12 protein-coding genes are annotated in these 11055 nt (G+C 52.2%); all 12 read left to right on the top strand.

Annotation, left to right across the window (positions count from 1 at the left end):
• On the top strand, nt 1-211 hold a 211-nt coding region (locus ACP5D0_RS08180; protein ID WP_472365186.1), incomplete at its 5' end, for a hypothetical protein.
• 13 nt (nt 212-224) lie between these two features.
• Entirely contained in the window at nt 225-701 is a 477-nt protein-coding gene (locus ACP5D0_RS08175) for a hypothetical protein (RefSeq protein WP_472365184.1), read from the top strand.
• Between the two features lie 201 nt (nt 702-902).
• Nucleotides 903-1661 carry a TorF family putative porin gene (locus ACP5D0_RS08170; RefSeq protein WP_472365182.1) on the top strand — a complete coding sequence of 253 codons (759 nt, stop codon included), beginning with the start codon at nt 903-905 and terminating at the stop codon, nt 1659-1661.
• A 196-nt stretch (nt 1662-1857) separates the two neighbouring features.
• Complete coding sequence (locus ACP5D0_RS08165; RefSeq protein WP_472365181.1) at nt 1858-2868, top strand: hypothetical protein; 1011 nt, start codon at nt 1858-1860, stop codon at nt 2866-2868.
• Nucleotides 2865-3737 (top strand): prepilin-type N-terminal cleavage/methylation domain-containing protein, encoded by an 873-nt coding sequence (locus tag ACP5D0_RS08160; RefSeq protein ID WP_472365180.1) that lies wholly within the window; start codon nt 2865-2867, stop codon nt 3735-3737. Before ACP5D0_RS08165 ends, ACP5D0_RS08160 begins: the two co-directional genes overlap by 4 nt.
• Nucleotides 3724-4518 (top strand): hypothetical protein, encoded by a 795-nt coding sequence (locus ACP5D0_RS08155; protein ID WP_472365179.1) that lies wholly within the window; start codon nt 3724-3726, stop codon nt 4516-4518. Before ACP5D0_RS08160 ends, ACP5D0_RS08155 begins: the two co-directional genes overlap by 14 nt.
• 203 nt (nt 4519-4721) lie before the next feature.
• Nucleotides 4722-5309: a type II secretion system protein gene (locus ACP5D0_RS08150; RefSeq protein ID WP_472365177.1), complete on the top strand. Its 588-nt coding sequence runs from the start codon at nt 4722-4724 to the stop codon at nt 5307-5309.
• A gap of 141 nt (nt 5310-5450) precedes the next feature.
• Complete coding sequence (miaB, locus tag ACP5D0_RS08145; RefSeq protein ID WP_472365175.1) at nt 5451-6896, top strand: tRNA (N6-isopentenyl adenosine(37)-C2)-methylthiotransferase MiaB; 1446 nt, start codon at nt 5451-5453, stop codon at nt 6894-6896.
• A 62-nt stretch (nt 6897-6958) separates the two neighbouring features.
• Complete coding sequence (locus ACP5D0_RS08140) at nt 6959-7927, top strand: PhoH family protein (protein ID WP_472365174.1); 969 nt, start codon at nt 6959-6961, stop codon at nt 7925-7927.
• Complete coding sequence (gene ybeY, locus ACP5D0_RS08135) at nt 7924-8406, top strand: rRNA maturation RNase YbeY (RefSeq protein WP_472365172.1); 483 nt, start codon at nt 7924-7926, stop codon at nt 8404-8406. Before ACP5D0_RS08140 ends, ybeY begins: the two co-directional genes overlap by 4 nt.
• Before the next feature lie 52 nt (nt 8407-8458).
• Nucleotides 8459-9376, top strand: a complete 918-nt coding sequence (locus tag ACP5D0_RS08130; RefSeq protein ID WP_472365171.1) for an HlyC/CorC family transporter — start codon at nt 8459-8461, stop codon at nt 9374-9376.
• Nucleotides 9377-9441: 65 nt separating this feature from the next.
• Nucleotides 9442-10956 carry an apolipoprotein N-acyltransferase gene (gene lnt / locus ACP5D0_RS08125; protein ID WP_472365170.1) on the top strand — a complete coding sequence of 505 codons (1515 nt, stop codon included), beginning with the start codon at nt 9442-9444 and terminating at the stop codon, nt 10954-10956.
• Nucleotides 10957-11055 lie beyond the last annotated feature (99 nt).

The raw sequence follows: 11055 nt of genomic DNA, 5'->3' as shown, positions 1-11055 counted from the left end.
GACTAGGCCTAGGAAAACTGAACTGTCGTCATCTGTCAACCCGGCCGGAGTGACGCGTTTTTCCAAAACCTTCGCACCCAGAGGGCATAAATGCTTCTGTGGTTTAAAAAGCCGGTTTCACCAGGCCTGGTTATTCGCTTGGCTTCTATCGCTCTTTTTTTTATGGGATAATCAAATGTTTTGGCCGACGTTTTTTGCGGATGATTTTTGAAATGGGGGGAGCTATGCGTGAGTGCCAGCCTTGCACGGCCTGTTGTGATGGGTGGGTGCAGATAACGGTTAAAGGGTGTGAGGCGTATCCGGGGCATCCGTGCCCGCACAGTACGGGAAAGGGGTGCGACGATTATGAAAATCGTCCGGTGGATCCGTGTCGTCGCTTTGAGTGTGCCTGGGTCAAGGCGGGGAGTGTTTTGCCCGCGGATTTTCGCCCGAATGAGTGCGGTGCTTTGGTTCTGGACAGTGTGTTGCAATGGCAAGGATTGGAGGTGGATCTGGCGGTGCCGGTGGGGCGGGAAATTCCAGAGGCGACCTTGCAATGGCTAATGCGCCACGCAGAACAAACCATGCGCCCTTTAATTTACCAGATGCAGGATCCTGACGCGGCTGTTTTAGAAAAAAATCCATTGACCTTGGCGTATGGCCCGCCGGCGTTTCAGGAGTGGGTGTTGCAGCAGCAGGCGGCGGGGCAGCGGCTTTGGTGACTTGTTTTGTGAGTCGCACTATTTTATTGTGGTGCAATTCGGTTTTTAATGGTGCATTGGTGGGTTTTATTAACGTAATAAAATAGTAACTTTCTTCTTAACTTACTGTTATAAAAGCGTAAATAGGTTTTTGGCACATTGATTTCTAGTGTTTAGTGGATTTTATTCAGTCACTATCCGTAAAACATTGGAGTATCAAAAATGAAAAAAACCTTTTCTGTTAAATCTTTAGTGGTTTCTATGGCCATGATTTCCTCGGCGGCATTGGCCGTATCACCCGCGTCCACTTTTGCAAATGAAACGGTAGACGGCGGTAAACAGCCTGAGCCTTCAGCGGGTGTGACCGCCAATATCGGTGCGGTATCCACTTATGTGTATCGTGGTTTGAAGCAGACAGGTGCGGCTGCGCAAGGCGGTTTGGACTGGGAGTCGGATTCCGGTTTTTATGTGGGCACTTGGGCATCGAACGTGGATGAGGGCGACCAAGGACAAAATGGTTTGGAAATTGATGCCTATGCCGGTTGGGCGGGTACGGTTGGTAAAGTGGATCTCGGTGCGGGTTATACCGGTTATTTCTACACCAATGCCTTTGACAAGATGTATAACGAGCTGAATCTGTCGGTTGGGTTTGGTGGTGTCACCCTGGCGTTTAACCCGGGGATTTACGATGCACCAAACTCGAAAGGTGATGACACCACGGAATATTATAATGTGAATTTAAGCGGTGATGTCGGGCCGATTTCGGCCCAACTGGGGTATAACGACTGGGATTTGTCAACGGATTCCACCAAGGACGGCGCCGTCAATACCTATCTGAATTTAACCTATTCACGTGAGTTGTTTAAAGGCGTGGATGGCTCGATTACCTATACCGGCAGCTATGCCAAGGATGACAAGGATGATGACATCCTGCAAAGTTATTTGATTTTCGGTATTTCCACCACCTTTGATGTAATGTAATTTTTTGCTGTTTTCCTCATAGTTAGTTTTAGCGGGCTTCGGCCCGTTTTTTTAGGCCTGTTTTTTATGCCTTTTTCCTGTCATATTTCTGGTTTGTCTGGGGTGCCAGCTCCTTTTGCTCGTCTGGTAAATTTCTTTTACATTGCAACTCGATGACATTTTGTGTATTTTTACGGTTTGAGCTGGGGAGAATTCTATGCGAAAAGTGCAGACGCCACCGTCACGTCAAGCGGGTTTTGCGCTGGGGTTTGTGTTGGTGCTCATGGTGTTGGGGGCAGCAGCCTTTTTCAGTTTGTATGCCCAAAATCAATGGTTTCAGCGGTTGTCCGATACGCGTTTGGACGCGCTGCAGCAGCTGAATGCGGTGAAGCAGCAGTTGTTGCGCTATGCTCAGTTTCAGCCAGAACTCTATTTGAGCGATTTGCCGAAAAATATTCGAACGTATAAAGAATCCCGAAAAATACCCGGCCTGGGGTATTTGCCCTGCCCGGATGAAGATGGGGATGGCTCGGTTTTGGAGGCGGAAACCTCGTGTGGAAATCCCCGCCAGACGGGGGATGATCGCAGCGGATTTGTGATGGGGTATCTGCCGGTGGGATTTGAAACGCGCAATCTTTACTTTGGCGGCTTATCACCTCGGCAGTTTTTTTATGCGGTGGATGAGCGGTTTGTGAACGGCAATAACCTGTATAACAACGGCGAAACCGGACGTTATGCGCCTTTGAATCCGGCTTTGTCTCCGGCGGCTGGAACGGACAGCGGTTCCCCACCGAGTTTGGCGGACGGCACCATGCCTTGGCTGAGTCTGAATGGTCAGGCGGGGTATGTGGCATTGATCATCTTTCCAAATGCCGCTCAGGTGTTTCAGGATGGTTTTATGCAGGATCGCTCTGACGTTAAAACGGCAACGGACAGCCGGGTGGATTTTTTGGATCGTCGTTTTGATGTCTCCGGTCAGCGCGTAAACGGTAATGCCGACGGTGACCGGTTTTTTTTCAGTGAATCCAGCGATAACCCTGGGGTGAATGATGTGATTATTGGGATTACGCTGGCGGAGTGGCAGGCGGTGATGCAGGCGCGGCTGTGTGCGCAACGCGATCGTTTGGCGAAGGTGCCCGTTGATGAGGCGCACTGGTTGAACCCTTACGATGCCAACGATAACCCAGCCGGTAGCGACTGGCGACGTTGGTTGGCGAATTGCCCATGAAGTCGGTTGAGCAAAGCGGGTTTACGTTATTGGAGTTGGCGCTGGCGCTGCTGCTGATTGGGCTGTTGGCGGGCAGTTATTTACGGTTCGCATCGGACGTCAGTGGTGATGATCACGACCGCGCTACGGAATCGCAGTTGCGTCAGGTGCAACAGGGTTTGCGCACGTTTTTACAGGTGAACGGTTATTTGCCTTGCCCGGATGAGGATGGCGATGGCTTTGAGGATCGCTCTGGCGGCAGTCGAGCGCAGTGCAGAGCTCGTGAGGGCTATTTGCCGTCAAAGCAGATCGGTGCGCCGCTGACGGACACTTGGGGACAGCGGTTTTATTATCGGGTGAATGATCGTGCTAAAACGCGCAGTCGTATCAATGACGTGTGTGAAACGGCCAGTGTGTTCGCCAGAGAAGGCGAAGTGTTGAAGCCCACCGAAGCCGGTTTGTGTGAAGAAACCCAGGTGTTTTACTGCGATTGCAGTCGTGCCAAATTGCACGGTGCCTGTTCAGGTGAATGCAACTTTGACTTCCAGCCGCGTACTGAAGAGAAACCGCCCTATTTCACCATCGACACCCCACCAGTGGGGGTGGATAAGGCGGATTCGTTGAAAAATCTAGTGGTGCTGGATGCAGTGGGCGAGCGTTTGGATGCGGGGGTGGTGGCGATGGTGGTGTCTTTCGGACGTTTTGGCGATCAGGCCTGGTCGAATTGTGCGGAGGATGCCGGATTACCCGCCTCTGTGCTGGAAAACTGCGATGGCGATCGGGATTTTCAGATGGATGTCAGTGGGCGTTCGGATGCCTTTTTGACATGGCTGAATATCTGGGATGTGAAAGAGGCGATGCTGGAGGTGGACGGGTTTGCGCAACGCTGATGATAAAATTCAAAACGGCTCGGGCGGCTTTTCGCTGGTGGAGCTGGCGCTGGTGTTGCTGGTGGTCGGGCTGATGATGATGGGGGCGGTGTCGATGTTGCAAGAGCAGCGCGAAAGAGTGCGTTATACCGATTCATCCGCCGCCTTGGCGCAAACCAAACAGGCGCTGTTGTCGTTTGTGGTGGTGAATGGTTTTTTACCGTGCCCGGACACGGACGGTGATGGAGTGGAGAATCGCGCGTCCGGGGTCTGTTCCAGCGCGTTTGGTCAAGTGCCGTTTCGCACGATCGGATTGCGCGGGGCGGATGTGCGGGACGGTTTTGGTGTGGCGATTCACTATGCGGTCAATGCTGGCGTCACCGACCTTTCGGCGATGCGAGATGCGCATCACGCCGCCAGTTATTTTTGTAATGCCGCCTGTCAGGCCAGTGTGGATTTACCGGTCTTTCGTTTGACCACGCCGCCGACGGCGACCCAGGCTGGGGTGGGCAATTACGATGTCTGTGCCGTCGGCAACAGCTGTGATGCGGCGTCAGACAAAGAGGCGGTGTCATTACCGGTTGTGCTGGTGGCGTGGAATCAGCGTGGCCAGTTGCTCTGTGCGGCGCGCCCCGAAGCCGAACGCGAAAACTGCGATGAAGATGGTTTTTTTTGGCAAGGCGGCTTTGCCCCTTTGGAAGCGCAGGCCGGTTTGTTTGATGATGAGGTGGCGGGGGTATCGGCTTATGACATTAAGGCGCATTACCTGAACAGCCACCCGGATGCACTGAGAACGCGGTAAAAATGAGTAAAGGACATATTTTACGTGTGGATGATGATATGGCGCTGCGCGGTCTCTTCAGCGGATTCGCCCTGCAGGCTCAGTTGGGGTATCGGTATTTTCTCAGGAACCACAAGCGTGACAAAAAGAGGGGTGTTTTTCGCTTTGACTGTTGAGCGGGATTCAGTAGAATAGGTATTATTTATCATTTCGAGGGTCATCGTATGCAGCACGAACACAAGAAGCAACGGTCGTGTTTGTCCGAGCAACGCGGGTTTACTCTGGTGGAAATTGCCATTGTGCTGGTGATTGTCGGTTTGGTGCTGGGCGGTGTGCTCAAGGGGCAGGAAATGATTCGCGGTGCCAAGATCAAAAACATTCAGAACGAGGCGCAAACCATTATTTCCGCCGCCGGTACCTATCGTGATCGCTACAATGCCTTGCCAGGGGATGATGGAAGTTCTCAGGTGGCTAATGCCGCTGTGGGTTCGGGTAATGACAATGGCCAGATCGAGACAGATGAGAATGGCGCTTTCTGGGCGCAGTTGCGTCAGGCTGGGCTATTGAAAGGCAGCGGTGCCTCGCCACCGTCTCATGCCTTTGGTGGTCAGATTACCATTAGCCAGAACCCGTTTACGAATGGGCAAGGAAGCTTTGTTTGCTTTTTGGCCATTCCCGGCGATGTGGCGGATATTCTGGATCGTCAGAATGATGATGGCATTCCCAGTCAAGGTGCGATTCAGGGAGATGATGCGGCCACTAATTATGACATCAACGGCGCAGCCAGCTATGATTTGTGCTATCGAATGTAAGCGTTTGCCGTTTTTCCGAGTATTGAAACCCGTCTTGCGACGGGTTTTTTGCTTTTAGTGTCGAGAGCTGTGGTAAAATGCGCAACCTGTTTTTTTATCACAGAATCAATGAGATATTAGAGATATTATTAGAGCCGCGATATGACAGCCTCCCGTTCCGCATTAACAATACACGATTCCCCCTTTACCGGCGGCTTGTTCATTAAAACCTACGGGTGTCAGATGAACGAGTACGACTCGGATCGCATGGCGAAACTTTTGGAAAAAACCTACGGCCTCAGGCTGGTGGAAACCCCGGAAGACGCTGATATGTTGATCTTGAACACCTGCTCCGTGCGCGAAAAAGCTCAGGAGAAGGTGTTTGACGAACTGGGGCGCTGGAAAAAGTGGAAGTCGGAAAAACCGAATCGCCTGATTGCGGTCGGCGGCTGTGTGGCCTCTCAAGAAGGCGATGTGATTCGCAAACGTGCGCCAGTGGTGGACGTGATATTCGGCCCGCAGACCCTGCATCGTTTGCCGGCGATGATGGATGAGGCCTTGGCTTTGCGTGAAGAAGCTGCGCAGAACAGTAAGTTGAAAAAGCGCGCGGTGATTGATATTTCTTTTCCGGAAATCGAGAAGTTCGATAATTTGGCGGCGCCGGAATCGAATGGGGTGTCGGCGTTTGTGTCCGTGATGGAAGGCTGTTCCAAATACTGTACTTTCTGTGTGGTGCCTTACACACGCGGGGAGGAATTCAGCCGGCCGTTTGCGGATGTGATGGCCGAAGTGGAGGCGCTGGCGGAACAAGGGGTGCGTGAGGTGAATCTGCTGGGGCAGAATGTCAACGCTTATCGCGGGGAAATGCCCGACGGTGACATCGCCGATTTGGCGGTGTTGATTCACGCGGTGCGTGAAGTGGAGGGGATTGATCGCATTCGCTTCACCACGTCACATCCGAATGAAATGACCCAGAGTTTGATTGATTGTTATGCGGAAGTGCCGGAGCTGGTGTCGCACCTGCATTTGCCGATTCAATCCGGTTCGGATCGCGTGCTGGCGATGATGAAGCGCAATCACATGGCGTTGGAATACAAAGCGACCATCCGAAAAATTCGTCAGCTTCGACCTGAACTGAGTCTGTCCGGTGATTTTATCATCGGGTTTCCGGGCGAAACCTGCGATGATTTCAAGGAAACGCTGGCTCTGGTGCAGGACATGAATTACGATCGTTCATTCAGTTTTATCTACAGTCCGCGTCCGGGCACCCCGGCCGCCAGTTTGCCGGATGATGTGGAAATGCACACCAAAAAGCGCCGACTTCAGGCGTTGCAAACGCTGCTGAATGAGCAGACAGCGGCCATCAGTGAGGCCATGGTGGGCACCACGCAACGGGTGCTGGTGGAGCGTTTATCGCGTAATTCCGCAAATGAAGTCTCTGGCCGTACCGAAAATAACCGGGTGGTGAATTTTGAAGGTGCGCCGGAGCTGATCGGGCAGTTCGTCGAGGTGTTGATTGAAGAAGCCTACACCAATTCTTTGAAAGGAAAACTGCTGGCGACGCCCGAGGCGGACAAGTTTGAGCCGCGCCAATTTTATGCGTTGTAATTCACTATTATTTTCATTATGATGAATTTTTCTAACGTTCCTTTTGCCGGTGGTTCAGCCCCTTGACAACCCTTCATACCGTACAATTTTATCTGACGCCCGAAAACAATGAGGCTCTGCTGAATCTGTGCGGCTGGCAGAGTGAACATTTGTCTCAGTTGGAGTTGCGATTAGGGGTGGAGATTAACCACCTTGGGTTTCAGTTCAGTGTGACCGGGTTGGGGGATCGCCTTGTCAAGGCCGAACAATTTCTGCGCGACCTTTACCAACAGGCGCAGCAGGAAACGTTGGAACCCGCCAAAGTCCATCTGGCCTTGCAGTCGCTGGGATTTGACGATGCGAAAACCCTTGACGATGAACAGTTGCTGGTGAAAACGCGCAAAAAAATCATTCGTACCCGCAATGCCAACCAAACCCATTACATTCAATCCGTCAAAGACCATGATGTCAGTTTCGGCATCGGCCCGGCCGGTACGGGCAAGACCTATCTGGCGGTCGCCACCGCCGTTGAAGCCCTTGAAAACGAAGAAGTACGCCGCATTATTCTGACGCGTCCGGCGGTCGAAGCCGGGGAGAAGCTCGGTTTTTTGCCCGGAGATCTGAATCAGAAGGTGGATCCGTATTTGCGGCCATTGTTTGATGCGCTGTTTGAAATGCTGGGGTTTGAAACGGTGGAGCGTTTGATGGAAAAACACGTCATTGAAGTTGCGCCGCTGGCGTTTATGCGTGGCCGCACCTTGAACGAATCTTTTATCATTCTCGACGAAGCGCAGAACACCACCATTGAACAGATGAAAATGTTTCTGACTCGGATCGGTTTCGGTTCCAAAGCGGTGATTACCGGCGATATTACTCAGTGTGATTTGCCGAAGCATCAGACATCGGGATTGCGGCATGTCATCGAAGTGCTGGAAGGGGTGCCGGGCATTGGTTTTACCTTCTACCAATCGCAAGATGTGGTGCGGCATAACCTGGTTCAGAAAATTGTTCAAGCCTATGATCAATTCGACCGAAGGAGTGCGGCAAGATGATACAGTTGGATTTTCAGGTGGCCACGGACGAAGTGGCGCAAGCGGATCTGCCGACTCAGGCGGAGTGTGTCGAGTGGGTGAATGCGGCACTGCTGGAAGACTGGGGGATGGGTGAAACGGAGCTGACGCTGCGCATCGTCTCCAAAGCGGAAATTCAGCAGCTCAATCAGGATTATCGCGGTAAAGATACGCCGACCAATGTACTTTCCTTTCCGTTTGAAAATCCGCCAGGCCTGGTGGATTTGGGGGAGGAGTTGCCTTACCTTGGGGACTTGGTGATCTGTGCGGCCGTGGTGCTGGAAGAAGCCAAACAGCAGCAGAAGCCTTTAAACGCCCATTGGGCGCACATGATTGTGCACGGTTGTCTGCATCTTCAGGGGATGGATCATCTGGCGGAAGACGATGCGGACGAAATGGAAACCTTGGAAACCGAGATTCTCACAGAGTTGGGCTTTAAAGCACCTTATGAGACGGCCTGAGTCCGATTGCGGTGCAACGAATTTTTTTAATGTATAGGAGTGTCAATAACTCATGAGTGACAGTCGTAGCGGCTCTTCGTGGTTTGAAAAACTATCGAGGTTTTTTTCAGACGAGCCGGAGAGTCGGGAAGATTTGGATTCATTTTTGCAGGAAGCCCAAGCGCAGGATCTGATTGATCGGGATGCGCTGTTGATGATTCAAGGGGTGTTGAACGTTTCGGAAGCGCGCGTGCGTGATGTGATGATTCCGAAAGTGCAAATGTCATTTGTGGACGAAGCGGATGAATTGGATGTCATTCTGGAAAAAATGTTGGAGGCGGCGCATTCGCGTTACCCGGTGATTTCGGCTGACAGTGACGAAGTGATTGGCATATTGCTGGCAAAAGACGTGCTGCGTGCCGTGGTCAAGCATGAGCTGACCGATAGATCACAGTTGTCCGAGCTGTATCGTGAACCGGCGATGGTGACCGAGAGTAAGCGCTTGAATGTGTTGTTGCGGGAGTTTAAAACCAGCCGAAACCACATGGCGCTGGTGGTGGACGAATACGGTGAAGTGGCCGGATTGGTCACCATCGAAGACGTTCTCGAACAAATCGTCGGTGACATCGAAGACGAACACGATGAAGACGAGGATAATATCCAAAAACATCTGTCCGGTGCTTATGCGGTGAAGGCGATCACCTATCTGGACGAGTTCAATCAGTTTTTCAATACCGCTTTTGAAGATGAAATGCTGGAAACCATCGGTGGCATTGTCACCAAGCGGCTGGGGAAAATTCCGGCTGAGGGCGAGTCGTTTGAAATGGACGGTTTGCTGTTTACCGTCAATAAAGGCGACGAACGCCGTATTGAAAGCTTTTTGGTGTCGGATTCATCCGTCTTTGACTCGGTGGAATCGTCTTGTGAATCGAATAAAGCTGAGCTGTCGGCTGCGTCTGATTCGGAAGCGGCCAAGGCCGTTTCGGGCTGACAGCAACGGATAACGGCATGCGCAAATTCAAGTCATTTTGGGCGTTTTTCAAGCCCGATAAACCTATGATGATTGCCTTCGTGCTGGGCGCTTTAATGGTGTTTGCCCATGCGCCAGTGGGCATTGCGCCTTTGGCCTTGATTGCGCTGGGCGGGCTTTTCTGGTTGTGGCAACAGGCGGATACGTCGTTTCGAGCGATGCAAATCGGTTTGAGTTTCGGCTTGGGCTATTTTGGCTTTGGCGTCAGTTGGTTGATCTCCAGCATTTATCTCTATGCGGAAATGAATCTGCTGCTGTCGGTTTTGGCGGTGCTCTGTTTCATCCTGTTTCTCACACTTTACTTTATACTGGCCGGTTGGCTAGTGGCGCGTCTCAAAACCGTCGAACACTTAGGATTTAACTGGGTAGTGGTCATGCCCGCAGTCTGGGTGTTTGCGGAGTGGTTACGCGCGACCTTATTCGGTGGTTTTCCGTTTTTGATGACCGGCAATACCCATCTGATAACTTGGCTGGACGGTTACGCGCCAGTGTTCGGCGTTACCGGTGTCAGTTGGGCGGTGGCGATGTCGGCGGGCATTTTATTATGGTTGTTGCAGTCGCGCGCTTGGGTGGGGGCAAGTCTGTCATTGGCGGTTATCTGGTTGGGGGCGGCCAGCTTAAAAAACATTGAGTGGGTTCAGCCGGTGGGCAAACCCGTTGAGATGGCTTTGATTCAAGGCAATGTGCCTCAGGATGAAAAGTGGTTGCCCAGCGCCTTTTTACCGACCCTTAAACGATACGTTTCGCTCACCAAGGACAATTTAAAAGCCGATATTATTGTCTGGCCGGAAACGGCGATTCCGGCGTATTACGACGTGGTGGAGAAGGGGGCGCTGCGTTCCTTTATCCGAGATGCACAGTTATTGAACGCCGATATTTTAATGGGCGTGATTACCCGTGATCCCGATCATCAGCGGTATTACAATGCCATCGTCAATGCGCATAATCCCGAGCAGGAATATCGCAAGCAGCATCTGGTGCCCTTCAGCGAATTTTTTCCGTTTTCCGGTGTGTTGCAGCCATTGAGTGCGTTATTTAATGTGCCGTTTTCGGAGTTCTCCGCGGGTGCCGCCGATCAGCCACCGATGACATTTGGGGCTCATACTGTTGGATTGTCGGTTTGTTATGAAATGGCGTTTGGCGCGGAACTGATCGAGTCGGCGCGGCGGTCGGATTTTCTGATTACGGTCAGTAACGATGCTTGGTTTGCGCATACGCTGGAACCGGCGCAGCAGGTGCAGGATGTGCAGATGCGCGCGCTGGAACTGGGGCGCGAGATTGCACGAAGCACCAGCACGGGCTACACGGTGATTGTGGACACCAAAGGGCAGATTAAAGCGGAAATTCCGGCGTATGAAGTCGGTGTGCTTCGTGATGACGTTCAGCCTTATCAAGGGGAAACCCCGTTTGTCCGTTGGGGGTCTTGGCCGATTTTAGCGGGGCTGTTCACCGTCATGCTTTTATTGGTCGCGCGGCGCATATGGGAACAGCGCAGGGTCAAAACCGGATTAGGCAACCCTCGTTCGACGAGACCTGGTTAGAAAAGCGGTTCAGCCCGTTTTGACCAGGCCTGGGCAAAACAGTGGCGGTTTATTTTTCGCTCATGGCGGCGCTGAGGCGCAGGCGCAACACCATTAAGT

Origin of the sequence: Hydrogenovibrio sp. (genome assembly GCF_049975065.1) — a bacterium.
Taxonomy (GTDB): Bacteria; Pseudomonadota; Gammaproteobacteria; order Thiomicrospirales; family Thiomicrospiraceae; genus Hydrogenovibrio.
Note: the sequence above shows the minus strand (reverse complement) of the source record. Positions and strands in the feature narration are given on the sequence as shown.

What these genes read in the sequence shown, in the direction of transcription:
- ACP5D0_RS08175 (WP_472365184.1), top strand. Translation starts at nt 225, where the DNA reads ATGCGTGAGTGCCAGCCTTGCACGGCCTGTTGTGATGGGTGGGTGCAG.
- ACP5D0_RS08170 (WP_472365182.1), top strand. Translation starts at nt 903, where the DNA reads ATGAAAAAAACCTTTTCTGTTAAATCTTTAGTGGTTTCTATGGCCATG.
- ACP5D0_RS08165 (WP_472365181.1), top strand. Translation starts at nt 1,858, where the DNA reads ATGCGAAAAGTGCAGACGCCACCGTCACGTCAAGCGGGTTTTGCGCTG.
- ACP5D0_RS08160 (WP_472365180.1), top strand. Translation starts at nt 2,865, where the DNA reads ATGAAGTCGGTTGAGCAAAGCGGGTTTACGTTATTGGAGTTGGCGCTG.
- ACP5D0_RS08150 (WP_472365177.1), top strand. Translation starts at nt 4,722, where the DNA reads ATGCAGCACGAACACAAGAAGCAACGGTCGTGTTTGTCCGAGCAACGC.
- miaB (WP_472365175.1), top strand. Translation starts at nt 5,451, where the DNA reads ATGACAGCCTCCCGTTCCGCATTAACAATACACGATTCCCCCTTTACC.
- ybeY (WP_472365172.1), top strand. Translation starts at nt 7,924, where the DNA reads ATGATACAGTTGGATTTTCAGGTGGCCACGGACGAAGTGGCGCAAGCG.
- ACP5D0_RS08130 (WP_472365171.1), top strand. Translation starts at nt 8,459, where the DNA reads ATGAGTGACAGTCGTAGCGGCTCTTCGTGGTTTGAAAAACTATCGAGG.
- lnt (WP_472365170.1), top strand. Translation starts at nt 9,442, where the DNA reads ATGATGATTGCCTTCGTGCTGGGCGCTTTAATGGTGTTTGCCCATGCG.